The 24,629-nt window shown below is 63.4% G+C and carries 26 protein-coding genes; 13 read left to right on the top strand and 13 right to left on the bottom strand.

Annotated elements, in window-relative coordinates; translation table 11 throughout:
* Positions 1–9: 9 nt before the first annotated feature.
* Positions 10–1,239, bottom strand: coding sequence for a beta-ketoacyl-ACP synthase I (gene fabB, locus K3756_RS04475; protein WP_259991313.1), 1,230 nt, complete (start codon positions 1,237–1,239; stop codon positions 10–12).
* A 103-nt stretch (positions 1,240–1,342) separates the two neighbouring features.
* Positions 1,343–1,852, bottom strand: coding sequence for a bifunctional 3-hydroxydecanoyl-ACP dehydratase/trans-2-decenoyl-ACP isomerase (gene fabA / locus K3756_RS04470; RefSeq protein WP_259991311.1), 510 nt, complete (start codon positions 1,850–1,852; stop codon positions 1,343–1,345).
* 182 nt (positions 1,853–2,034) lie between these two features.
* Here fabA and irrA point away from each other — a divergent pair, with 182 nt between their 5' ends.
* Positions 2,035–2,472, top strand: coding sequence for an iron response transcriptional regulator IrrA (gene irrA, locus K3756_RS04465; RefSeq protein ID WP_259991309.1), 438 nt, complete (start codon positions 2,035–2,037; stop codon positions 2,470–2,472).
* Positions 2,473–2,476: 4 nt separating this feature from the next.
* Complete coding sequence (locus K3756_RS04460; protein ID WP_259991307.1) at positions 2,477–3,265, top strand: phytanoyl-CoA dioxygenase family protein; 789 nt, start codon at positions 2,477–2,479, stop codon at positions 3,263–3,265.
* A 123-nt stretch (positions 3,266–3,388) separates the two neighbouring features.
* On the opposite strand, the gene K3756_RS04455 is transcribed toward K3756_RS04460, so the two are convergent.
* Entirely contained in the window at positions 3,389–3,823 is a 435-nt protein-coding gene (locus K3756_RS04455) for a peptidylprolyl isomerase (protein WP_259991305.1), read from the bottom strand.
* Positions 3,824–4,001: 178 nt separating this feature from the next.
* On the opposite strand from K3756_RS04455, the gene K3756_RS04450 reads away from it, so the two are divergent.
* The 10 genes from K3756_RS04450 to K3756_RS04405 all read left to right on the top strand — a co-directional run bounded on the left by K3756_RS04450 (position 4,002) and on the right by K3756_RS04405 (position 13,876).
* Positions 4,002–4,688 (top strand): haloacid dehalogenase type II, encoded by a 687-nt coding sequence (locus K3756_RS04450; RefSeq protein WP_259991303.1) that lies wholly within the window; start codon positions 4,002–4,004, stop codon positions 4,686–4,688.
* Positions 4,688–5,512, top strand: coding sequence for an alpha/beta fold hydrolase (locus K3756_RS04445; protein WP_259991301.1), 825 nt, complete (start codon positions 4,688–4,690; stop codon positions 5,510–5,512). Before K3756_RS04450 ends, K3756_RS04445 begins: the two co-directional genes overlap by 1 nt.
* A complete protein-coding gene (locus K3756_RS04440; protein WP_259991299.1) occupies positions 5,509–6,477 on the top strand; it encodes a threonine/serine dehydratase in 969 nt (322 codons plus the stop codon). Before K3756_RS04445 ends, K3756_RS04440 begins: the two co-directional genes overlap by 4 nt.
* Positions 6,474–7,664 carry an endonuclease/exonuclease/phosphatase family protein gene (locus K3756_RS04435; protein WP_259991297.1) on the top strand — a complete coding sequence of 397 codons (1,191 nt, stop codon included), beginning with the start codon at positions 6,474–6,476 and terminating at the stop codon, positions 7,662–7,664. The genes K3756_RS04440 and K3756_RS04435 overlap by 4 nt, the downstream gene beginning before the upstream one ends.
* Positions 7,664–8,452, top strand: a complete 789-nt coding sequence (gene pcaD, locus K3756_RS04430; RefSeq protein ID WP_259993482.1) for a 3-oxoadipate enol-lactonase — start codon at positions 7,664–7,666, stop codon at positions 8,450–8,452. The genes K3756_RS04435 and pcaD overlap by 1 nt, the downstream gene beginning before the upstream one ends.
* Positions 8,445–8,837, top strand: coding sequence for a 4-carboxymuconolactone decarboxylase (gene pcaC / locus K3756_RS04425; RefSeq protein ID WP_259991295.1), 393 nt, complete (start codon positions 8,445–8,447; stop codon positions 8,835–8,837). Before pcaD ends, pcaC begins: the two co-directional genes overlap by 8 nt.
* On the top strand, positions 8,837–10,171 hold the full coding sequence (locus K3756_RS04420) for a lyase family protein (protein WP_259991292.1): 1,335 nt from the start codon (positions 8,837–8,839) through the stop codon (positions 10,169–10,171). The genes pcaC and K3756_RS04420 overlap by 1 nt, the downstream gene beginning before the upstream one ends.
* Positions 10,168–11,391 (top strand): TCR/Tet family MFS transporter, encoded by a 1,224-nt coding sequence (locus K3756_RS04415; protein ID WP_259991290.1) that lies wholly within the window; start codon positions 10,168–10,170, stop codon positions 11,389–11,391. Before K3756_RS04420 ends, K3756_RS04415 begins: the two co-directional genes overlap by 4 nt.
* A gap of 66 nt (positions 11,392–11,457) precedes the next feature.
* Positions 11,458–12,546 (top strand): zinc-binding dehydrogenase, encoded by a 1,089-nt coding sequence (locus K3756_RS04410; RefSeq protein WP_259991288.1) that lies wholly within the window; start codon positions 11,458–11,460, stop codon positions 12,544–12,546.
* Positions 12,547–12,643: 97 nt separating this feature from the next.
* Positions 12,644–13,876 (top strand): mandelate racemase/muconate lactonizing enzyme family protein, encoded by a 1,233-nt coding sequence (locus K3756_RS04405; protein WP_259991286.1) that lies wholly within the window; start codon positions 12,644–12,646, stop codon positions 13,874–13,876.
* Between the two features lie 3 nt (positions 13,877–13,879).
* Here K3756_RS04405 and K3756_RS04400 read toward each other — a convergent pair whose 3' ends face one another.
* From K3756_RS04400 to K3756_RS04390, 3 genes are read right to left on the bottom strand one after another with little or no spacing between them, the layout of a single operon-like run.
* Positions 13,880–14,719, bottom strand: coding sequence for a fumarylacetoacetate hydrolase family protein (locus K3756_RS04400; protein WP_259991284.1), 840 nt, complete (start codon positions 14,717–14,719; stop codon positions 13,880–13,882).
* A complete protein-coding gene (locus K3756_RS04395) occupies positions 14,716–15,411 on the bottom strand; it encodes an RraA family protein (protein ID WP_259991282.1) in 696 nt (231 codons plus the stop codon). Before K3756_RS04395 ends, K3756_RS04400 begins: the two co-directional genes overlap by 4 nt.
* A complete protein-coding gene (locus K3756_RS04390) occupies positions 15,408–16,535 on the bottom strand; it encodes a cobalamin-independent methionine synthase II family protein (protein WP_259991280.1) in 1,128 nt (375 codons plus the stop codon). Before K3756_RS04390 ends, K3756_RS04395 begins: the two co-directional genes overlap by 4 nt.
* A gap of 152 nt (positions 16,536–16,687) precedes the next feature.
* On the opposite strand from K3756_RS04390, the gene K3756_RS04385 reads away from it, so the two are divergent.
* The gene (locus tag K3756_RS04385; RefSeq protein ID WP_259991279.1) at positions 16,688–17,776 is read left to right on the top strand and encodes an alkene reductase; all 1,089 of its coding nucleotides are present in this window, start codon (positions 16,688–16,690) and stop codon (positions 17,774–17,776) included.
* Between the two features lie 9 nt (positions 17,777–17,785).
* On the opposite strand, the gene K3756_RS04380 is transcribed toward K3756_RS04385, so the two are convergent.
* The 7 genes from K3756_RS04380 to K3756_RS04350 form a co-directional block, all read right to left on the bottom strand.
* Positions 17,786–18,769: a cupin domain-containing protein gene (locus K3756_RS04380; protein ID WP_259991277.1), complete on the bottom strand. Its 984-nt coding sequence runs from the start codon at positions 18,767–18,769 to the stop codon at positions 17,786–17,788.
* A gap of 93 nt (positions 18,770–18,862) precedes the next feature.
* On the bottom strand, positions 18,863–19,831 hold the full coding sequence (locus tag K3756_RS04375) for an ester cyclase (RefSeq protein ID WP_259991275.1): 969 nt from the start codon (positions 19,829–19,831) through the stop codon (positions 18,863–18,865).
* On the bottom strand, positions 19,828–20,844 hold the full coding sequence (locus K3756_RS04370) for a LacI family DNA-binding transcriptional regulator (protein ID WP_259991274.1): 1,017 nt from the start codon (positions 20,842–20,844) through the stop codon (positions 19,828–19,830). The genes K3756_RS04375 and K3756_RS04370 overlap by 4 nt, the downstream gene beginning before the upstream one ends.
* Complete coding sequence (locus K3756_RS04365) at positions 20,844–21,602, bottom strand: SDR family NAD(P)-dependent oxidoreductase (protein WP_259991272.1); 759 nt, start codon at positions 21,600–21,602, stop codon at positions 20,844–20,846. Before K3756_RS04365 ends, K3756_RS04370 begins: the two co-directional genes overlap by 1 nt.
* Entirely contained in the window at positions 21,602–22,654 is a 1,053-nt protein-coding gene (locus tag K3756_RS04360) for an ester cyclase (protein WP_259991270.1), read from the bottom strand. The genes K3756_RS04365 and K3756_RS04360 overlap by 1 nt, the downstream gene beginning before the upstream one ends.
* 78 nt (positions 22,655–22,732) lie before the next feature.
* On the bottom strand, positions 22,733–24,061 hold the full coding sequence (gene hisD, locus K3756_RS04355) for a histidinol dehydrogenase (protein WP_259993481.1): 1,329 nt from the start codon (positions 24,059–24,061) through the stop codon (positions 22,733–22,735).
* 34 nt (positions 24,062–24,095) lie between these two features.
* A complete protein-coding gene (locus tag K3756_RS04350) occupies positions 24,096–24,623 on the bottom strand; it encodes an ester cyclase (protein ID WP_259991268.1) in 528 nt (175 codons plus the stop codon).
* Between the last annotated feature and the right edge of the window lie 6 nt (positions 24,624–24,629).

Here is a 24,629-nt window from a genome sequence, read left to right as displayed (position 1 = left end):
AACCGATCCTTATGCCGTGTATCTGGACAGGATCATCGATCCGTTTGTTCCGCCAAAGCCGAACGAATTGGTCATCACCGAATCCAGCTTTGCGTCGTCGACCCGTTCCAGCGCGATCTCTTCGGCACTCAGTCGGGGGTCAAGCGTTTCGACGTTGATCGACGGCGTGATAAAATCATCCTCCAGCATCAACAGACAGAAAATCGCCTCGAGCGCCCCAGCCGCGCCCTGCGCGTGCCCTGTCATCGACTTGGTCGAACTGACCGGCGGGGTGCTGCCCTCGCCGAAAACGCGGCGCACGGCCTCGATCTCGCCAACATCACCCACCGGCGTCGACGTCCCGTGCGCGTTGATATAGCTGACTTTGCGGCCCTCGGGCAGAGTTTGCAGCGCCAGACGCATCGCCCGTTCACCACCCTCGCCCGACGGGGCAACCATGTCATGTCCGTCGGATGTGGCCGCATATCCGGTCACTTCCGCATAGATACTCGCCCCCCGCGCAAGCGCATGGTCCAGATCTTCCAGAACCACCATGCCACCGCCGCCCGATATGACGAACCCGTCGCGGTTCTCGTCGAAGGCGCGGCTGGCGGTTTCGGGTGCGTCATTGTACTTGCTGCTCATCGCGCCCATGGCGTCGAACAGACACGACAGCGTCCAGTCAAGCTCTTCTCCGCCGCCTGCAAACATCACGTCCTGCTTGCCCAGCATGATCTGCTCTGCCGCGTTACCGATGCAATGCAGCGATGTGGAACAGGCGCTGGTGATGGAATAGTTGATGCCCTTGATCTTATAAGCGGTCGACAGGTTCGCACTCACCGTGGAGGACATGCACTTTGGCACGGCAAAGGGCCCTATGCGCTTGGTCGCACCGGTTTTCTCGACCGTGTCATGCGCGGCTTTCATCGCCGATGTTGAGGGGCCACCTGACCCCGCCACCAGACCCGTGCGCGGATTGGAAATCACGTCCTCGCCCAGACCCGCGTCCTCGATCGCCTGCCCCATCGCGATATAGGCATAGGCCGCACCCGGTCCCATGAACCGCAGTGCGCGCTTGTCGATGTGTTCGGCCACGTCGATCTTGAGCGTGCCGGCAACCTGGCTGCGAAACCCGTGCTCGGCCATTTCAGGGCTGGCGACGATGCCGCTGGTGCCCGCCTTGAGCGCGGCCTTCACCTCGGCTGCATTGTTCCCGATCGATGATACGATCCCCAGGCCTGTAACGACGACACGGCGCATGGCGCACTCCCTCTGATTGTCTTGACCCTGTGTAGGACAGCGCACGCAACAGGTGCAAGCAGCTAGCGGCGCACAGCCGGGGGCATCGCGCCGCGCAGGCCGCCTAGCTTTCGCTGAGCGCGACTTTCATATCCTTGACCTGATAGATCACCTCGCCATCGGCCTCGACGATCCCGTCGGCCACGCCCATCGTCAGCCGCCGCGTCTGGATCGCCTTGGTAAAGTCGATCTTGTAGGTCAGCATCTTGCGGTCAGGGCGCACCATGCCGGTCAGCTTCACCTCGCCCACGCCCAGCGCATACCCGCGCCCCTGCCAGCCGCGCCAGCCGAGGTTGAAACCGGTCAACTGCCACAGTCCGTCCAGACCCAGACACCCCGGCATGATGGGGTTTCCGGGAAAATGGCAGTCGAAAAACCAAAGATCGGGCGTAATGTCGAATTCCGCGGTAATGTGGCCCTTGCCGTGGGCACCCCCGTCTGCCGATACATCCGTGATCCGGTCCATCATCAGCATCGGCGGCGCAGGCAACTGCGCGTTGCCCTCACCGAAAAGCTCGCCACGGGCACATTTCAACAGATCCTCTTTGTCGAAACGGGTGGGATAATCTGCCATGGTCGATCTCCTGATGATCACTTGAAATGAGGTCTTCGGGCGATCTAACACCGCCCAATGCCCCCCTGCAAGGGCACCCCGCCCGCGCCCGTGCATGCGGCAATCTGGCGGAGACACGGAAATCATTTGAAAATCCCCCCCACGCGCCCCTATATTGAGAATGAATTGCAACGAGGTCAGCGATGACACAGACACCGCAGCACACAGACACGGCCGCAAAGGTTGGCACCGATTGGCTGGCAAAGGCCGGCCTGCGCCCGACCCGCCAGCGCGTGACGCTTGCCACCTTGCTCGTGGGCGACGGCCAGCACCGCCACGTCACCGCCGAAAGCCTGTTCGAGGCGGCCCGCATCGACGGTGCCGGCGTGTCTCTGGCAACCGTTTACAACACGTTGCGGGCATTTTGTGACGCAGGGCTTTTGCAGGAAGTGACCGTCGACGGCTCCAAAAGCTATTTCGACACCAACACCCACGACCACCCCCATTTCTTCTGGGAAGACGAAGCGCGGCTGTCCGATGCGCCATCGGACCAACTGGTGATAGCACAGTTGCCCGACGCACCTGACGGCGCCGAAATCGCATCCGTCGATGTGGTCATCCGCCTGCGGCGCAAAACCTGATCCCATGACTGGCCTCGACATCGACGCCGCAACAACAGACCGCTACCAACGCGACGGCGTCGTCGTGATACGGGGTCTTTTCGCCGACCATCTCGAAGACCTGCGCGCCGGCATCGCGCGCAACATGGCAGTCCCCGGTCCCTACGCTTCGACAAATGACAAACCGGGCGAAACCGGCCTGTTCTTCGACGACTATTGCAACTGGCAGCGCATCCCCGAATTCGAACGCGTGATCCGGCAAAGCGCTGCCGCCGATGTCGCAGCGGCCCTGATGGGCTCGGAGCGCGTGCAGCTATTCCACGATCATATCCTGGTCAAGGAGCCCGGCACCTCGATGGCGACCCCGTGGCATCAGGACGGCCCCTACTATTTCGTCGAGGGGCGCCAAACGGTCAGCTTCTGGTCGCCGCTCGACCCTGTGACGGACGCCAGCCTGCGCTGTGTCGCGGGATCACACGTCTGGCCGAAACCCGTGCTGCCCACCCGCTGGGCCAAGGGCGATGCTTTCTTCGATCCCGCCCCCTACCGGCCAGTGCCCGATCCGGACGCCGAAGGCATGGATATCCGCGAATGGGATCTCGCCCCGGGCGACGCCGTCGCATTCCACTTCGCCACCCTGCACGGCGCACGGGGCAATCTCGACGGGTCACGTCGGCGGGCCTTTTCGCTCCGGCTCTTGGGCGATGATGCCCGCTATACCGAACGGCCCGGCCCCACGTCGCCCCCGTTTCCGGGTCACAACATGGTTCAGGGGCAACGCCTGCGCGAGGACTGGTTTCCGATGCTGCGCTGACCGCGCGGCTTCATCTTGCCCCTAAACTCCGGGGGGGGCCTTGTCGACAGACAAGGACGGGGCAGAGCCCCTCGACCGCCCCGTACCACATGCACCGGACGGTCGTCATGCCTTCAGACTGCTTCAGGCAGCGGCAACCTTGACCAACTCGATATCGAACTGCAGGTCCTTGCCGGCCAACGGGTGGTTCGCATCAAGCGTGACCGTTGCCTCATCCATTTCGACAACCGTCACTGGCATCGCCTGCCCATCGGGTGTCTGCATCTGCAACTGCATGCCCACCTCGAGCGGGATATCCGCAGGAATGCCCTCGCGTGGCACAGCCTGCCGCATCTCGGGGTTGGCCTCGCCATAAGCATCCGTGCAACCGATCTTGACGGTTTTCTTCTCGCCTTCGGTCATCCCGGGCAGCGCCACGTCCAGACCGGGGATGATCTGGCCCGAGCCCACCACGAACTCAAGCGGCTCGCGCCCCTCGGAGCTGTCAAAGGTGGTCCCGTCCAGCAGGGTTCCGGTGTAGTGAATGTGCACGGTATCGCCAGCCTTAACTTCGGCCATAGTCTTCTCCAGTCTTGTCAGGAATTCATCTGCGGAGGCCACGTATCTGCGCGGGTTCTCCGATGCGCGTCCCACCATTTCAAGCCCGCCCGCGAAGGTAAACCCCTCAATTCGCCCTTTTCCACCCGCCTGCCCCGTGTCAGTCTGCCCGCAACACCCGCCGCCGCAAGAGGACAGCATGCCCATCACCACCTGCATTTTCGACGCCTACGGCACGCTGTTCGATGTGGCATCCGCCGCGCGGCAGGCCGCAGCCGAACCCGACTTCGCCCGCATCCGCGACGACTGGCAAACGCTGGCAGAACACTGGCGGCTCAAGCAGTTGCAATACAGCTGGCTTCGCGCGGTGGCAGACGCGCACTGCGATTTCTGGGAGGTCACGCAAAACGGGCTCGACTGGGCGCTGGAGAAAACCGGCCACGGCGGTGACGCCCCTCTGCGCGAACGGTTGCTGCAGCTTTACTGGGAACTGGGTGCCTACCCCGAAGTCCCCCAGATGCTGGCGCAGTTGAAACAGGCGGGCATGAACACCGCAATCCTGTCGAACGGATCGCCCGACATGCTGCAGGGGGCGGTCGATTCGGCTGGCATCGGCGGCGTTCTGGACAAAACCCTGTCCGTCGAAACTGTCGGCGTCTTCAAGCCGGACGCGCGGGTCTATGATCTTGTAGGCACGGCATTCGGCTGCGCGCGCGACGATGTGCTGTTCGTCTCGTCCAACGGCTGGGACGCCGCCGCCGCCAGCGGCTACGGCTTTGCCACCGCTTGGGTCAACCGCGCCGGTGATCCGGTCGACCGGCTGCCGTGGACGCCCGCGCACATCCTGTCCGATCTGACCGGCATTCCCGAACTGGCGGCGCGCTGATGGCCTATTTCAAAACCTCGGACGGTCTCGACCTCTACTACGAAGACAGCGGCGAAGGCCTGCCGATCCTGTGCCTTGCGGGGCTGACCCGCACCACGGCGGATTTCGACTATGTCACACCGTATCTGCCATCCTGCCGCCTGATCAAAATGGATTACCGGGGGCGCGGCAAATCCGATTTCGACCCCGACTGGCGCAACTATACGCTGCCGGTTGAATGTCGCGATGTGGTGGAACTGCTGGATCATCTCGATCTGCCGCAGGTCGCCATTCTGGGGACATCGCGCGGGGGCCTGAACGCGATGGGACTGGCGATGGGCGCAAAGGACCGGCTCCTGGGCGTCGCGCTCAACGACATCGGACCGGACATAGACGAAGAAGGCATGGCTTTCATCCGGTCCTACATCGGCCGTGATCCCGCCGCCCGCACCCACGAGGAAGCAGCCGCCGCGATGGCCCGCGCCTTTCCCCAATTCACCGACCTGCCCCCGGGCCGCTGGCTCGCGGAAGCCCGCAAGCACTACACGCAAACTGCGGACGGCTTGCGCATCACCTACGATCGGCATTTGCGCGACGCCATTCTCGCCACCGAAGATCAGGCCATGCCGGATCTGTGGCCCTATTTCGACGCGCTGTCGGGTTTGCCGCTTGCCCTGATCTGGGGCGAAAATTCCAACCTGCTGGTCGCCGACACCGTCCACGAAATGCAGCGTCGACGCCCCGACATGATACTGGGGCGCGTGCCCGGGCGGGGACACATACCGTTTCTGGACGAAGAACCAGCACGCGAAGCCTTGCACGCGTGGATAGGACAGATCTCATGAACATCGACATGATCCGCGCGGCTGCCGGGCGGCTCGACGGGCACGCCCGCCAAACCCCGCTGCTCAACTCTCCCTTCCTCGACGAGATCGCGGGCCGCCGGGTCTGGGTCAAACCCGAATGCCTGCAGCACACCGGCAGCTTCAAATTTCGCGGGGCCTATGCGGCGCTATCCGCACTCGGGAAAGAAGACCGCGCGCGCGGCGTCATCGCGTTTTCATCGGGCAACCACGCGCAAGGGGTCGCCTATGCCGCAAGGCTGCACGGAACCTCTGCCGTCATCGTCATGCCTTCCGATGCCCCTGCCCTGAAAGTCGCCAACACCCGCGCATACGGCGCACAGGTGGTGCTGTATGACCGCGACACCGAAAGCCGCGAAGAAATAGGCGAGCGTCTGAGCACAGAGCGCGGTCTGACCCTGATCCGCCCCTTCGACGAGCCGCAAGTCATCGCGGGCCAGGGCACCTGCGGTCTGGAAATCGCCCGCCAAGCGGCCGAAAACGGGATCGAACGGGCCGATGTCATTGTCTGCTGCGGCGGCGGCGGCCTGACCTCCGGCATTGCGCTGGCGCTCGAGGCGGAGGCACCCGGCCTGCGGGTCCGCCCGGCCGAGCCCGAAGGCTTCGACGATGTGGCACGCAGCCAGCAGGCAGGCACGATCCAGCGCAACACCGCCACGTCCGGCAACATCTGCGATGCCATCATCACCCCGCAACCCGGCGATATTACCTGGCCTGTCATCCAGCGTCTGTGCGGCCCGGGCCTCGTGGTCAGCGAAACCGATGCCCTGCGCGCGATGGCCCATGCGTGGAACCGGCTCAAGGTTACTGCCGAACCCGGCGGCGCGGTCGCATTGGCCGCCGCCCTGTTTCGGGGTGACCAGATCGAAGGCGATGACGTGATCGTCACCATTTCGGGCGGCAATGTCGATGCCCCCATGTTTGCCCGCGCATTGGACACACTATGACCGATTTCACCATCGCCAGCTTCAACGTGAAAAACCTCATAGGTGCAGACAGCGAATACTATCGCTTCATGTCCTACACCCCCGAGGAATACGCTTGGAAACGGGACTGGCTGGCCGATCAACTGGTGACGCTGGATGCCGATATCGTGGGTTTTCAGGAAGTGTTCGAAGACTCTGCGCTGCGTGATGTAATCGCGCTCGCTGACCAGTACGGCGAAGAACAGAACGAGTTTTCCATTCCCGATGGCTCGAAGCGCTACCGCAAACGGGCCATCTTTCGCAAACTGGCCTACCGCAGTTACCGCGATGCGGCGGTGGCCTTTGCTCCCAATATCCACGATGGCGATCCCGGACACCGGCGCCCGGGGCTGGCAATCGTTTCGCGCTACGGCTTTGAGGGGTCGCCCGAAATCATTCAGGACCTCGGCAAACCACTGGATATCCCGTTTCAGGATGGCGACGCAGAGGGCGGCTATTTCCGCATCAGCAAACTCAGCCGCCCGATCCTGAAGGCGCGCGTTCCGATCAACGGGCACACGGTCACGGTGTTCAATTGCCACCTGAAATCCAAACTTGGCGAATATATGCGCGGGCCAGACGGCACCGCCAAAGAAGCGGATCTGACCCGCTATGATCCTGTCGGACGCGCCTTGGGTTCTGCCCGCGCGGCCATGCGCCGAATGGCCGAAGCGTGGGTTCTGCGCGGCGCGATTGTCGCAGAGCTCAGAGCGGGCCATCCGGTGATGGTTCTGGGTGACTTCAACGATGCCGACAATGCGGTCAGCTCCGAAATCGTGAGCGGTGAGCACCCGTTCAAGAACTACGAGTGGATGCTGCGTCATGACGCCGAGCACCGCGGCGACCGGTATTCCGAAGCCGAAAACATCCAGATCACCGAAGACATCGAGGCCGTACGGCTGCATTCTGCCGAACGCCAGTTCGTGCAAAAATCCCTGCGTGACATGGTCTTTACCGCCGCATTCGGCGGCGTCTACGAAAGCATCGACCAAATCTACATGTCGCGGCACTTCATGGCGAACAGCCCTGACAGCATCGGGGAGATGGAGTATTTCAGCGTGTTCAACGACCATCTCACCGACGGCAGTCATCCGGAAGCGCCCTATAACAAGCTGGCGTCCGATCACGGGCAGATCATGGCGCATATGCGCCTGAAAGGGGGTGCATGATGCAGATGTTCGATACCGGTGATGTCCGGCTGCACTTCCGTGTCGATGGCCCAGATGACGGCCCCCCGGTGGTGTTCGCCAATTCATTGGGCACCGACATGCGCCTGTGGGATCCGGTATTGCCTCTGCTGCCGAAAGGTCTGCGCATTATCCGGTTTGACAAACGCGGGCATGGTCTTTCCAGCGTACCGAAACCGCCCTACTCCATGGGGGCGCTGGTGACTGATTGCGAACGCCTGCTCGATCATCTGGAGGTGCGCAACTGCGTTTTCGTCGGCCTCTCTATCGGGGGCATGATTGCGCAGGGGCTTGCGGTAAAGCGCCTCGACATGATCCGCGCGCTCGTTCTGAGCAACACGGCCGCCAAGATCGGCAACCCGCCGCGCTGGGCCGACCGCATCGCCGCGGTCCAGTCGGGCGGCATCGAAAGCCTCGCCGATGCGGTGATGGAGCGCTGGTTCTCCAAAGAGTTCCGCAAAACCGCCGCGCTCGAGCTGTGGCGCAACATGCTGGTGCAACAGGCCGATGACGGTTACGCCGGATGCTCTGCGGCGATTTCGGGCACTGATTTTTACACTCCCACCTCGGGTCTGCGCCTGCCCGCTCTTGGTATCGCCGGAACCGAAGACGGCTCGACCCCGCCCGATCTGGTGCGCGAAACGCTCGACCTGATACCGGGATCGAAATTCGACCTGATCCGCCGCGCGGGCCATCTGCCGTGCGTCGAACAGCCCGCAGAATACGCCCGCATCCTGACCGCCTTTCTCAAAGGGGTCGGTCATGTCTGAACGCTACGACACCGGCATGGCGGTGCGTCGCAAGGTGCTGGGCGACGCGCATGTCGATGCCGCTGAAGCCTCCCGCGATGAACTGGATGCGGCGTTTCAGGGTCTCATCACCGAAGGGGCGTGGGGCACCGTCTGGGCCTCCGACGCCATTGCGCCGCGCGAACGGTCCATGCTGACGCTGGCGCTGCTGGCGGCGATGGGCAACTTTGACGAAATCCCGATGCACATCCGCGCCTGCGCCCGCACGGGGGCCAGCAAACGTGACGTGATGGAAGCGTTCCAGCACGTAGCCGTTTACGCCGGGGTGCCCCGCGCCAACCGCGCCATCAAACTGGCCAAGGCGACGTGGGCGGAACTGGAAGAACAAGCAAAAGCAGACGAATAATGGCCGCCAGCGTCTTTGACAGCCCCCTTTATGCCCACCTGTTCCCGACCGGCGACGCCGGGCGCCTTTTCTCTGACAGCGCCGCGATCCGCGCCATGCTGATCGTCGAGGGGGCGCTGGCCAAGGCACAGGGCAACCTCGGGGTGATCCCCGAAATCAGCGCCGCCGCGATCCACCGCGCCACGCTCGAAATCGCCATTGATCCCGGCGCCATCGCCAAGGCAACGGGCGAAAACGGGGTCTGTGTTCCGGGACTGGTGGCGGCCTTCCGCACCGAAATGAACGCCCCCGAACACGCGCAATACGTGCACTGGGGGGCCACCAGTCAGGACATCATCGACACCGCGCTGATGCTACGGCTGCGCCAGCTGCTCGCGCTGATCGAAACTGATCTGCAACGCCTGCTGGATTTGCTTGCAAATCAGGCAGAAACCCACGCCGAAACCGTCATGGCGGGGCGCACCTACGCGCAGCACGCCACGGTGACAAGCTGGGGCGCTGTCTTGGCGGACTGGGGGCACGCCCTGTGTGATAGCCTCGAGGCGCTGCCAGCCCTGCGCGGCAATGCGCTGTGGGTGTCGCTGTCGGGGGCCGCCGGCACGTCAGCGGCGCTTGGACCGCATGCACCGCAACTGCGCGCGGCGCTCGCCGATGGGCTCGGGCTCGCCGACCCCGGACGCAGCTGGCATGTGGACCGCGGCCCGCTGTTGCGGATTACCGATTGGCTCGGGCTGGTTACAACCACGCTGGGGCGTATGGGCGACACGCTCATCGCATTATGTGCCTCCGACATCGCCGAGATACGGCTGACGGGTGCTGGCGGCTCTTCGACGATGCCGCAGAAACAAAATCCGGTTGGCCCTTCGGCGCTTGTGGCGCTCGCGCATCAGACAAACGCCTTGCGTGCTGCCATGGGTCCCGCCGGGGCCCACCAGCATCAGCGCGATGGCGCAGCATGGTTCACCGAATGGATGGTCCTGCCGCAAATATGCCTTGGCGCGGCCAGCGGGACGCAGATTGCCTGTTCGGTGGCCGATGCGCTGTGTCCTGACGCGGAGCGCATGCGCGCCACCATCGAAAAATCCGGCGGCATGCTCCAGGCCGAAGCCCTCAGTTTCGCGCTCAGCGAGACCATGCCGCGGCCAGCCGCGCAAACCGCGACCAAGGACCTGTGCGCCCAGGCGCAGTCGAGCGGGCAAACCCTGCGCGCGCTTGCGACCGCAGCCTACCCCGAACTCGCCCCGACGGTGTTTGAAGCAGATCGTCACATGGGCGCGGCCCCCGCCGAAGCAAGGGCCTTTGTCCGCCGTGTCCGCGCATTGCGCCGTCCATGAAGCGGTTGCCGGTTCTCTTCATCCTTCTCACGGTGATGATCGACGCAATGGGCATCGGTTTGATCGTGCCGGTGATGCCCGATCTCATTCAGGATGTGGGCGGCGGCACGCTCGCGCAGGCGGCGCTCTGGGGCGGGATCCTGTCGACCACATTCGCCGTGATGCAGTTTGTCTTCGGCCCTGTCGTGGGCGGGCTGTCTGACCGGTTCGGGCGCCGGCCCGTCCTGTTGGTGGCGCTTTTGGTGATGGCACTGGACTATGTGCTGATGGCGGTCGCGGGCGCTCTTTGGCTGTTGCTGCTGGGCCGTGTCATCGGCGGCATCACGGCGGCCACCCAGTCCACCGCGACCGCGTATATGGCGGACGTCTCGCCGCCCGAGAGACGCGCGGCGAATTTTGGGCTGGTCGGGGCCGCCTTCGGTGCGGGGTTTGTGCTCGGACCCCTGCTGGGCGGTGTGCTGGCCGAATACGGCACCCGCGCCCCCTTCTGGACCGCCGCCGGACTGGCCGCCGGCAATGCCCTGTTCGGTTGGATGGTGCTGAAGGAAACGGTCACCGGCGACAGGGTCCGGCCGTTTTCGTGGCGCCGGTCAAACCCGCTGGGGGCGCTGCGCAGTCTGGGCCGGTTGCCGGGGGTGACGCGATTGTTGCTGGTCTATTTCATCTATTACGTGGGCTTTGCCGTCTATCCAGCGGTCTGGGCCTATTTCGCAAAGGCGCAATTCGACTGGTCCCCGGCGACGATCGGTGTCTCGCTGGGGCTGTTCGGGGCGATGATGGCCGTCATTCAGGGCGGGTTGATCCGGCCGGTGCTCTCACTGCTCGGTGAACGCGGCACGGTGGTGGCAGGGCATCTGACGAACATCGTCGCCTTCGGGTTTTTGGCCGTTACCACCTCGGGGCCGTGGGCATTGGCGCTGACCCCAATCGCAGCAATCGGCGGCATCATCCCGCCCGCTTTGCAAGGCATGATGTCGGTGCGGGTTGCAGAAGACGCACAGGGTGAATTGCAAGGTGCACTGACCTCGGCGTCGGCACTGGCGATGATCCTGTCGCCGCTGGTCATGACCTATACCTTTGCCCGCTTTACCGACAATCAAGCGCCGGTCTTCCTGCCGGGGGCTCCTTTTGCGCTGGCAGGGCTGCTCACGGTGCTCGGCCTGTTTGCGCTTCTTGCGTCACCGCGCAGGCAAAACACACCGCGCACGCCCGAGGCGTGATTCCCCCTTGTCAGCCCGCCCCGAAATCGCGACGGTCGGGCATCACCTGCGCCGGAAGGATATAACTTGCGTACCATCAAAGCCGCCGTCTGCCGATCCTTCGGCAGCCCACTCCAGATCGAAGACATCCAGTTGCGCGCGCCCGGAACGGGCGAGATCGAAGTGACGCTGGACGCGGTTGCGATCTGCCATTCCGATATATCCTTTGCCGAAGGCGCCTGGGGCGGCTCATTGCCTGCGGTGTACGGCCACGAAGCCGCCGGTCGTGTGAGCGCTCTGGGTGACGGCGTGCAAGGACTGGCCGAAGGCGACAGCGTGGTCGTCACGCTCATCCGGTCGTGCAGCACGTGTCCGTCCTGCGCCAGCGGTAAACCGACCTTGTGCGAGACGCCCTATGACGGCGATCAGGGGCCCATCAAGACCGCCGACGGTGGCAAACTGCATCAGGCCATGGCCTGCGGGGCCTTTGCCGAGGCGGTTGTGGTTGACCAGAAACAGGTCGTCAAAATTCCGGCAGAAATTCCCAAGGCATCGGCCAGCCTGATTTCCTGTGGGGTGATCACCGGCGTCGGCGCAGTTGTGAACGCCGCCGCGCTGCGGGCCGGACAGGACGTGGTCGTCATCGGTGCGGGCGGTGTCGGGCTCAACGCGATACAGGGCGCGCGGATTGCCGGTGCCCGGCGCATCGTTGCCGTCGATATGAGCGAGGAGAAGCTGGAGGTGGCGAAATCCTTTGGCGCAACCGACGGGGTGCTGGCGACCGACGCCAAACCATGGCGCGCGGCAAAGCGCGCGTTGGGCCGGGGTGCGGATGCCGTGATCGTCACCGTCGGCGCGATCCCTGCCTATGACACCGCCCCGCAGTATCTCGCCTATGGGGGCAGGGTCGTGATGGTTGGCATGCCCCATTCGGGTGCCACGTCCACTTACGAGCCTGTCATGCTGGCCGCCGTGGGCCAGGGAATGGTCGGCTCCAAAATGGGGGATGTCGTCATCCAACGCGATATTCCGTGGATGGTCGATCTTTATACCCAAGGTCGGCTGGAACTGGACGCGCTTATCTCGGGGCGCTGGTCGCTTGCCGAGATAAACGAGGCGATTGCTGACACGAAAACCGGTGCGGCACGGCGGAATGTGATTGTCTTTGATCGCTAAACGCAGGGACCTGCGCGCGGTGCGCGGCGCGGATTTGAGTTTAAGGGCAAGATGAAGGCCGATCTGTTGTGAGCCGGCACCTGCGGGGGGGAAAGATATGAAACTTGTGGATCTGGACGTTATCGTGACGGCCCCACCCGCGCCGGGATGGGGCGGGCGGTACTGGATACTGGTCAAGCTGACCACCGAAACGGGCATTGTGGGATGGGGCGAATGTTATGCCGCGTCCGTGGGGCCGGAGGCGATGCGCGCGGTCATCGAAGATGTATTCGAGCGCCACATGCGCGGCCAAAATCCCGAAGATATCGAGCTGATGTTTCGCCGGGCCTATTCCAGCGGCTTTACGCAGCGCCCCGATTTGACGGTGATCGGCGCGTTCTCGGGTCTCGAAATTGCCTGCTGGGACATATTGGGCAAGATGCGCGAGCGGCCTGTCTACGCGCTTCTGGGCGGTTGCATGAATGCGCGTGTGCGGGCCTATACCTATCTCTACCCCCTGCCCCATCATGACCCGACCGCGTTCTGGACATCGCCCGATATGGCGGCCGAGGCGGCACTGGATGCCGTTGCGCGTGGCTATACGGCAGTGAAATTTGATCCCGCAGGGCCCTATACCCTGCGCGGAGGCCATATGCCCGCGATGTCGGATATCACCCAATCTGTCGCGTTTTGCCGCGCCATTCGCGCCGCTGTTGGCGACCGCGCCGATCTGTTGTTCGGCACCCACGGCCAGTTCACGACGGCAGGGGCCATCCGTTTGGGACAGGCATTGGAACCCTATAGCCCGCTGTGGTTCGAGGAACCGATCCCGCCGGATAATGTTGCTGAAATGGGTAAGGTTGCCGCCGCGGTCCGAATACCCGTCGCCACCGGCGAGCGGCTTTGCACCAAGGCCGAATTCGCGCCTGTCCTGCGCGCGGGCGCGGCCACCATTCTGCAGCCTGCGCTGGGGCGTGTCGGCGGGATCTGGGAGGCCAAGAAGATCGCCGCCATGGCAGAGGTCTACAACGCGCAGATGGCACCGCATCTTTATGCCGGCCCCGTGGAATGGGCCGCGAATGTGCATCTGGCGGTGTCGATCCCGAACCTGTTGATGGCCGAGACGATCGAGACGCCTTTCCATGCCAACCTGATCCGCAATACCATCCGCGTCGAGGACGGCTTCATCCACGCGCCACAGGCCCCCGGTCTCGGGATCGAGGTGGACGAGGAGCTGGCGCGCGCGCATCCCTATCCCGGTGCAGGTTTGCATCTGGAGATGCAGGAGGCGCCCTGTGACTATGTCAACGGCAACGCATTCGAGGGCGGCGCGCCTGCCCCGAAAACCTGACGCCTAGACGTCCGCGACAACCCCCTGTTTCTGGGTGCCCAGTCCGTCGATGCTGCATTCGACTATATCGCCGGGGGCCAGATACAGCGGTGGCTTCATACCCATGCCGACGCCGGGTGGCGTGCCAGTGGAAATCACGTCACCGGGGTGCAATGTCATCAGCTGGCTCAGGTGCGCGATGATGTCGGCCACGCCGAAAATCATCGTGGCGGTCGATCCGGTCTGCCGTGTGGTGCCATTGACATCGCAGCGCAGGTCGAGCGCCTGCGGATCACCCACCGCATCCGCGCTCACCAGCCAGGGGCCTACGGGGCCGAAGGTGTCGCAGCTTTTGCCCTTGGTCCACTGCCCGGTCAGTTTCGTCTGGAAGTCCCGCTCGCTCACGTCATTGATCACGCAGTAGCCCGCCACGTGCTCCAGTGCCGTGGTCCGATCCACATATTTCGCCGTCTTTCCAATCACGACGCCCAACTCGACCTCCCAATCGAGTGCCTGCGACCCGCGGGGCTGGATCAGATCGTCGTTCGGTCCGCAAATCGCGGAATTGGCCTTCAGAAACAGGATCGGGTGCTCGGGGATGGCCATGCCCGCCTCGGCGGCGTGGTCGGAGTAGTTCAGCCCGATGCACAGGAATTTACCGATGCCGCCGACGCAAGCGCCAATCCTGCCGGTGATTTCGGGCAATGCCATCGGATCAAGCGCGGCAAGCCTGCCAAGCGTTTCGGAATCCAGTGTGGCGCCGGTGATGTCATCGACGTGATCGCTGAGATCTCGGAACGATCCATCGGGGGCGACGACTGCGGGCCGTTCGCTCCCTGCATTGCCGATACGGGCCAGTTTCATGTGCGGCTCCTTTCAAAGGCGGACCAGATCTCTTCGAAATCGGCAAAACTGATCTGCCTGTCGCGCACCGCATCCAGAACGATGCGTTCGGCGGCGAAAAGCTGACCGATCGCGTCCTCGAGCACGGCGATCACGTCCGTCGGGATGACCAGCGCGCCGTGGCGGTCCGCGTGCACCAGATCGCCATCGGCGACCGCCATGCCAAAGATATCGACGGGTGTGCCGTAGTCCACCACATGGACGAAACCGTGGCTGGGGCCGACAGATCCGGCCACCACCGGAAAGCCGTCGGGCAGATCGCCCAGATCGCGCATCACCCCGTCGGTAAGCGCCCCCGACAGGCCAAACGCCTTGTGCACGTTGGTGTTGATTTCACCCCAATAGGCACCGATGGCATTGGGCACATCCATGTCCTGCACCACGGCGATACCGGGGCGGGGACCTTCGGACATATGCCGGTAATAGCCCATGCGGCGGGCGCGCACATCTTCCGGTGCTTCCTGCGGGGGCGCAACTGCACGAATACGCGCCGTGCGTGCGTAGCCCACCATCGCGGGCCCTTGCGCCGCAGAGGCCTGCATCGTTCCGCGTGTGAAACGGTTGAAGCCGCGCTTGCCCTGTGCCACCTCGATGGCGTTGCAAACGGTGGGCGTATCGACGCGGCGCAGCAGGTCGAGCAGACTGTCGTTCATGCCCGTCCCTCGGCCAGTTTGGCACCGTCCGACAGGGCCGTCAGCTTGGCATAGGCGATTTCGGGGTCGACCGCGCCGAAACCCGCGAAGGTGCCGAAACCGCAATCGCTGCCCGCAATCACGCGGTCTTGCCCCACGATGTCGGTGAAGCGTTCGATGCGCTGCGCCACCACTTCGGGATGTTCAACGAAGTTCGAGGTCGTATCGACGACACCGGGCACCAGCACCTTGCCGTCGGGAATGTCGGCTCGCCTGTCGCGGAACACGGTCCATTCATGGGCGTGACGCGGATTGGAAGTCTCGAACAGCACATACCGCGCCTTGGCCGACATCAGCGTGTCGAAGACCTTGTCCATGCCGATGTCGCATGTGTGCGGGCCCTCGTAATTGCCCCAACAGATATGGATGCGCACGCGGTCCTCGGGAACATTCTGCAATGCGTGGTTCAACGCTTCGACATGCGCGCCCGCGATCTTCAGAAATGCCTCGTCCGACAGATCGTTGAACAACATGTGCCGCGACAACGCCAGATCGGGGCAATCGAGTTGCAGATCCAGCCCGGCGGCGACAATCGTTTCGTATTCTTCCTTCATCGCGTCCGCCAGCGCGGCAAGGTAAGCATCGCGTGTGGGGTAATGATCGTTCTGCAGGAACAGCGAAATGACACCGGGAGAGGCCGCGTTCATGAACCCGCGGGGCGCACCATGCTCGGCCATCGCCGCCTTGAGGTTGGCGATGTCCTTGCCCAGCTCACCCTGCCCTTTGGACACCACATCACCCGTGCACATCGGGCGCGCGTATTGAGGCGTGCCGCCGCCCTCGGCCAGACGTTTGAGAAAGGTCGGGAACTGCTTCAGATCCGCGGGCGCGTTGCGCGGGCTGTCCCCTGAAAACCCGGTGTAGCGGTCTTTGACATAGGTGGCATAGCTGATCTTGGACGTCTCGCCGTCGCTCACGACGCCCACACCGGTTTCGACCTGACGCTTGACCGTCGCCGAAACCGCCGCCGTCATGGCCGCGTCAAAGGCGGCCCGATCATACGCCTCGCCATGCTCACGGGCAAAGATGAAATCAACCACCTCCTGCGTGCGGGGAAGCGACCCTGCGTGCGTTGTCAAAACCATGAAAGATGTCCTTCTCGCGAAAAGCTATTGTTGATTATGCATGCGGCATCACCGCGCGGCGCGCAAGGGGACAGCCCGGGCAAGGGGCGCGGAACCCGCGCGCCCCGCTTCGCGTTGCACCCAGACTTGATTGCCATAGCGGAGATACCCCGATGACCCACCACGCCAGCCTGTTCACCCCCGTCCGAATGGGGGATGTCACCCTGCCCAACCGGGTCCTGATGGCGCCACTGACGCGCAACCGGGCGGGCGGCGACGGCGTGCCCAGCGACATGGCGGTGACCTACTACGCGCAGCGCGCCAGCGCCGGCATGATCCTGACCGAAGCCACACAGGTCTCCGCGATGGGCAAAGGGTACATCGACACGCCCGGCATCTATACCGAGGATCACGTGGCGGGTTGGCGCAAGATCACCGATGCGGTGCACGCCGCGGGCGGGCGGATCTACTGCCAGCTGTGGCACGTGGGCCGGATCAGCCACACATCGCTGCTGCCCGATAACGCAGCCCCCGTATCTTCGACCGATGTGGCCGCGGATGCGCAGACCTTTACCCAAAACGGTTTCGAGGACACGTCCAAACCGACCGCACTCGATGCGGAGGGGATCAAGCAAACGATCGCGGATTTCGCCCACGCCGCCAAATGTGCACAGGAAGCCGGTTTTGACGGGGTCGAGGTGCATGCCGCCAACGGCTATCTCATCGACCAGTTTCTTCAGGACGGCGTGAACAAACGCGACGATGCCTATGGGGGAAGCCTTGAAAACCGGATGCGTCTGCTGGCCGAAATCCTTGACGAGGTGATCGACGTCTTTGGCGCGGGCCGGGTCGGCGTACGCCTGTCGCCCATCGGCGAGGTCCACGACATGTCCGACAGCGACCCCGAAAAGCACTTCGGCGAAATCTACAAGGCGCTTGATGCGCGGGGGCTGGCCTATCTGCATATCGTCGAGAAATTCCCCGGAAGTGAGGGTGAGAAGGATCTGGTGGCGGCCCTGCGTCCGCACTTCACCGGCTTTTACATGGCCAATGGCGACTATGACGGCGCCACGGCGGCCAAAGTGATCGACAGCGGGCACGCCCATGGGGTTACATTCGGCCGCCCGTTCATCGCCAATCCCGATCTGCCGGAACGCATCCGCCGCGACGCCGAAATGAACACCCCCGATCAGGACACATTTTATGGCGGCGGGCGTGAGGGCTACACGGATTACCCTTTTCTCGATACGCCTCCGGCCTGATCGCGGGCGTCAGCTGCCGGTCCAGGTCAGGCCGGCAGGATCGCCCGTCGAGACCACGTGATACAAGGACGCTTCGCCGGTCATCGATGGCACGGCGGAGTGGGCCAACCCTTCGGGCACCGACATGGTATCGCCGGGCGCGAGCGTGGCGCTGCCTGCGGCGTGATCCGCATTCGCGTCCCATTCCACCCGCCAATGGCCCCGCATCGGCATCAGGACCGACGGCACGTCATGGGCGTGTTTCTCGCTCCGGGCACTCCCGCGCGAGATGAAGTCAATCTCGAAACCGGGTTTGTCGCGGATGATGCCGCGCTCGCCGATCACCTTGCAGGGCGTCTTGTCCGACAGCGCCATCATATCCCAATACCGCCGCACGTAGCCGCCAACGACCTGCATGGTCGACGGCTCCGGATAGGCGGCCAGCTCCTCCTCGCTCAGAAGCGGCATCGGCGACACGCCCGCAGGCGGATGAATGCCCTGCTTGCTGTCATAGAGCTTGCCGTTGTCACCCAGAACCAGCCCGTGCGCCTTGGCGTCATCGATCACCTGCGGCGCCCAGATCACACCGCCGCCCGCATCATCGCCGCCCAAGACCGCCATGATCATCCCGTAGTCGGTTCCGATGTTTTCGAACCCGCGAAACATGCCAGTCGGGATGTTGATGATATCGCCCTCTTCCAGCGTGACTTCGCCGGCGGTGCCGTACCGCCCCCAGAAAAACCGCCAGCGCCCTGACAACACGAAAAACACTTCCGCGGTGCGGTGACTGTGCAGGCTGTTGCGGCATTTGGGCGGCTGACCCGCGGCCCCGATATTGAACCCGTGTGGCAGCCCGATGTGGACATGCTGGTCGGCGGATTCCGATACCCCGCCACCGATGATGGTGAAATTTTCCTTTTGGTCGCTGCCGGGCGTGTGGGCGTCGATAAAGGCGGTCTTGCACGGTTGCAATTCGCCGTAGCGGACAATGCGGTCATGGATGGATAATGTCATGGTCTTGGCCTCTGGTTAGCGCGGCGGCAGTCGGTCCCCCGCGGGACCGTAGCGCCAGCGCGATATGCGAATGGGTCGGCAGCGCGGCCGCCCCTATCCGGTTTTCAAAAGGATCTGTTTCCAGATCATCGCCTCGTCATAAAGCGTGTATTCGCGGCGCAGGCCCCACGGGCCGAATTCGGCGTGACTGATGCCGAGCACATAGACCTCGGCATCCGTTGGTGTGCCGAATACCCCCCACCCCGAATGCGTGCCATGCAGGCTCCAGCGTACCGCGGCACGCGGGGGCATCAACGGATCATCACGTCCGATCACATGCTCCACCTTGAAAGTGGCATCGGGGAAGGACGCCCGCAGACCCATCCAGAACCGGTCGACCGATCCATGGCTCTGCCCCGTTGCACCGCCCACGTATTCGGTGTGCACGGCGCGGTCATACTCCGCGGGGATCACGGCCATATCGGCCCCCATGACGCGCGTGATGATGTCGGCGTATTTCTGGCCCCATGCGTTGTCATTGCCGCGCCCCTTGTAGGGGCCGGGCTGATCAATGGCGGGGGTAAGCGGCTTGACGCAATTCTGCGGCCCGCCCTCGCGCGCGATCAGATCGGCCGCATAGGCTTTCGGATCCCACCCCATCTGGCGCACGATAGCGCCCTGATCGCGGATCAGCCATTCGTCGTTGATCTGGTTGTTGATCGCATGACAGTCGGCCATGATCCGGTACACCAGCTTCTTGCCCGTAGCCGCGCCATACATGCCATCGCCGGTGTGGGTGGCGGTGCTCAGCAAGCGGTGCGAACTCAGCATCCCCTCTTCCGGTGTGCCGGACCAGATGACGTCTTCGCCCAACAACGTCCGGTCGGGAAACTCCGCCAGTGTGGCCATCGTGGCTCCGATGACCTTCTCGTTGCCGATCACCACCGATCCGGGTGACCTCACGACGATGTCGTCACTGTAATACTGGTGCAGGGTCGCGATCCCCCTGTCCTCCCAGATCTCCTTGGTGATCCCGATAATGTAATCCGGGAAGTCCTTGAATTTAGGGTCAAACCCTTTCATGTCGTGGTCCTTTTTGGCTTGCGGGCAGAGCCGCGAACAATCAACGGCGCCTCGATGGCGGCGTGTTGGGGGGGTAATCCGGCGGTGTCGATACGCGCCAGCAATGTGTCTACGGCCTGCGCCACCATCATGTTGGCGCGCTGCCGTATCGTCGTCAGGTCATAGGATGCCCAGGCCGCAAGCTGCACGTCGTCATAGCCCACGACCGACACGTCACGGGGAACATCGATGCCCAATTCGAACCGCAACACATCCATCACCGCAAAGGCCATGTGATCGTTTGCAACGAACACCGCATCAGGCGGGGCATCGACGCCGAACATGCGTCTTGCTGCCTGTTGGGCCTGCTTGAAATCGAAATTGCCGACCTCGCGCGCCGCCCACTCCAGCCCCTCACGGGCCAGAACCGCCCGAAACCCGGCCTCGCGATCCACCTGGGTCGAGGCCCCTTCCCAACCGGCGATATGCCCGATGCGTGCGTGCTCTCCGGCCAGCAAGAACTCCGCCAGCGCCGCGCCGCCTGCGCGGTTGTCCGACGTCACACTCGACAAACGCGCATCAGCCTGACGGCGGTTGAAGAGCAGCACCGGTATGCCTGCCGCCGCACAGCGTCCCGTCAGATCATTCGACAAACCGACCGACGCGGCGATGATGCCATCGACCTGATAATCGAGCAGTTCGTCAATCACCTGCTGTGTCGCATCGCTGTCGTTGGACGCCATGAACACCAGCACATGGTAGCCCCGCTCCTGCAGGGCCTTTGACAGTTTCTCGATCGCTTCGGGATAAAACTGGTTCTCGAGATAGGCCACGACAAGCCCGATGATGCGGCTCTGCCCGGTGTTGAGACTGCGCGCCAGCACATTCGGCCGATAGCCCAGCTGGTCGGCGGCCTCGCGCACCTTGGCGGCCGTGTCCTTGCTCACCGACGCGCCGGGGGTAAAGACACGGCTGACCGCCGACCGGCTCACCCCCGCCTTTGCCGCCACGTCGAGTGAAGTCACCTTCCCCATCAGTCCGCCGTCCAGCCGCCGTCGATCATCATCGCGGTGCCCGTCACCATCGCCGACGCATCAGAGGCCAAAAACGCAACCGCGCCCATGATGTCCGCAACCTCGCCCACACGGGGCAGCTTGATCTTGTCCATGATCCACGCCAGGCGCTCGGGATTGTCGAACGTCGATTGCGTCAGGGGGGTGCGGATAAAGGTCGGGCAAACCGTGTTGATGCGAATGTTTGCCTTGCCCCACTCGACAGCCATCGCTTTGACCATGCCTTCGACGGCATGTTTGGAGGCACAATACACCGCGCGATCGATGCCGCCCACGTGCCCCATCTGGCTTGAGATATGAATGATCGACCCGGGCTTGCCCGCCGCCATCAGGGCGCGTGCGGCATGCATGGACAGGAAATACGCACCGCGCACATTCAAATCCATCACCGCATCGTAGTCTTCCGGCACCGTGTCGACCGCCGCTGAATGGCGCGCCAACCCTGCCGAGTTGACCACAATATCGTATGGCGTGCTGAACAGATCGGGCATGGCGCCCGTATCGGATTGATCGAAAACCGCCGCATCCGCGGCCCAGCCTTCGGCCTTGATCGCCGAGACACAGGCGTCCAGCACGTCGGCCCGCCGGGCGGCCAGCGTGACATGCGCACCGGCCTGCGCCAGCGCCACGGCACAGCCCAGCCCGATGCCCGATGTACCGCCCGTCACCAGCGCACGGCGCCCGTCCAGATCAAACGATGGTGTCCGCGGCAAATCCATCACTGCGCCCTCCCCGTAACAGGGTCGAACCCGGCCCGCGCCTTGTTGAACTCCCGCATCCGCCCCAGCACATCAACGCCGATCTGGTGATACATATGCAGCAGATCGACCAGCACCCAGTTCTCGCGGATCAACCCGTCCTCTACCCGCCAGAAATCCAGACTGCGCATCTCGATCTTCTTGCCGACGGGCGGAATGCCTAGCCATCCGTCGTGTGTGATCGACTGGAACATATCGGGCCATCCGGTCACGGCGGCATAGTTCCGGTCGCCGAAAAAATGGTATGTGATCTCGTCCACATACTGGCCGCGATCCGGCATGCCGTTCAGAAAAGGGATCTGGTGCCAGTTGCGAAACCCCGCCGTGCCGCGCCCCGTGCCGATCCCCGCAGGGCCGTACCATGTCATGCGGGGATGCCAGAACCGGTCCATTTCCATGACCTCCGGACCACCCTGACTGGGGTGCTTCTTGAGGTACTCCAACATCTCGACAATGTGGTCACAACTTGCCTGCCCGGCATCGCGGTCATGGGGACCGGGCACAAATCCGTCCTGCGTGGCAGGTCCCGGCACATGCCACTCGCGGCCCAGACTGGGGACCATCGGCCAGGCACCCGCCTGCATCATGACCTCGGGAATATCCCACAGCGCCTGCATCTCGACGACCTTGCCATCCTCGATGCGGTAGAATTCGTGAAACCGCATGTGCACCAGATGACACGTCGGCGGAATATCCAGCCACGGCCGCGCAAATGTGCCGCAGTAATACCCCCCGCACCCGACCCAATCGGCCCCGTCGCCGTCCGGACCGGCCATCACGATATAGTCACGGCGCTCCAGATCCGGGACAGCCCGCAACAGGGGCAGATACGTGCGCTCGAAATAGGCGTCCACCCCCGCGACCGTCTCGAACGGATGCGCAAGCCTGAAAACCGCATCCGGACCTGCAACGGCGGCCAGCGCAGTACGTACCGCATCCGCATCGAAATCCGCCATCGCGGCGCGCAAAGGTGCCAGCAGCTCCTTGTTTCGGGTGTGTGGGTCGGTCTTCATCTTGCCTTTAAACTCCGAAGGTCCGGAGGCCGCGCCTCCGGCGTTTTGCTGCCCCCTCGATGGGGGCCGCAAAACGATCTATTCCGCCGCGTTGCGGGCGGGGGCACCGGCGCCGTAGGGCACATTGACGCCGCCGTACCGGCGCACGCGCACGTTGCACTGCTCCGCGTGGCCCACGAACCCCTCGAGCATGCAAAGCCGCGATCCGTAAGCCCCCATCTCAGCGGCGGCCGCGTCGGTGGTGATCTTCTGGTAACTGTGCGTCTTGAGGTATTTGCCTACCCAAAGCCCACCCGTATACCGCCCGGCCTTCTTGGTCGGCAGCGTGTGGTTGGTGCCGATGACCTTGTCGCCGTTGGCAACATTGGTCCGCGGACCCAGAAACAGGGCCCCGTAACAGGTCATATGCTCGAGGAACCAGTCATCGCGGTCGGTCATCACCTGAACGTGCTCGGAGGCAATGTCGTCCGCTACCTGCAACATCTCGTCATAGGTGTCGCACACGATCACCTCGCCATAATCGTCCCAGCTGACACGCGCGGTGTCCGCGGTGGGCAGAATTTCCAGCAACCGGTCGATTTCGGCCAATGTTTCTTCGGCCAGTTTTCGGCTGTTGGTCAGCAACACACACGGGCTGTTGTAGCCATGCTCGGCCTGCCCCAACAGATCGGTCGCGCATAATTCCGCGTCCACGGTTTCGTCCGCAATCACCATGGTTTCGGTCGGACCGGCAAAAAGGTCGATGCCGACGCGCCCGAAAAGCTGGCGTTTTGCTTCGGCAACAAAGGCGTTGCCCGGTCCCACCAGCAAGTGCACAGGATCGATGGTTTCGGTGCCGATCGCCATCGCACCCACCGCCTGTATGCCCCCGAGCACATAGATTTCATGCGCCCCCCCCAGATGCATCGCGGCAATCACCGCCGGATTGGGTTCGCCGTTGAAAGGTGGCGTGCAGGCGATGATACGTGGCACCCCCGCGACACTGGCCGTGGCCACCGACATATGGGCAGACGCGACCATCGGAAACTTACCGCCCGGCACGTAGCAGCCGACCGACTGCACGGGGATGTTCTTGTGACCCAGGATGACGCCGGGCATCATCTCGATTTCGATGTCCGTCATGCTGTCGCGCTGGGCCTGGGCGAACCGGCGGACATTTTCCTGCGCGAACTTGATATCGGCCATTTCGCGGGGGCTGACCTTGGCGATCAGCGCGTCGATTTCGGCCACGCTCAGCCGGAAGGACGCCGGCGCGTAGCCGTCGAATTTCTCCGACAAGGCCCGCACGGCCACATCGCCCCGCTCTTCGATATCGCGCAGCGTTGCCTCGACCACACCGCGGGTCTTGGCATCATCGGCCCCCCGCTCCGCATCGGATTTGCCACGTTTGAGGTATTCGATTGTCATATCGTCTTCTCCGAGAAAGTCTTCACCGCGCGGCTCACGCCGGGCGCGGGGGAATTTTTTCGCCACGGTCGAACGCTTCCCAGCCTTCACCGCCAAATACATCGACACCGAGCTGTGCCATCACATGGGGAAAATCGACCATGACCCAGTTGTCCTCGATCTTGCCATCGGTGACTTTCCAGAAATCCATATATCTGATCTCGACCCGTTTGCCGGTGGGGGCGATGCCCATGAAGGGGCCCGAATGGACCGCTTCCTGCCGCCCGAAAGCCGCGGCCCATTCGCCCATGTACAACCGCGCCTCGTCGATACAGACCTTGTCGGAAAATGCCGCCTGGAACGGACGCTGCCAATTGTCCTGAAACTCCTTGAGCCCCTGTTTGGTGCCGCAGCCCTGATTGCCCATCCACCGGAAGCTGTCATCAAAGAACGCCCCGATGCCATCGATCGTATGGTCGTTCAGGCCATCGACCATCCGTTCGATCACCCCGCGGGTGGCATCGGTTTTCGACAGGTCGGTGTCACGTGTCAGCACCGCCTGTTCGGGTCTTTGGCCTGTCATAACTAG

Origin of the sequence: Sulfitobacter sp. S190 (genome assembly GCF_025141935.1) — a bacterium.
Taxonomy (GTDB): Bacteria; Pseudomonadota; Alphaproteobacteria; order Rhodobacterales; family Rhodobacteraceae; genus Sulfitobacter.
Note: the sequence above shows the minus strand (reverse complement) of the source record. Positions and strands in the feature narration are given on the sequence as shown.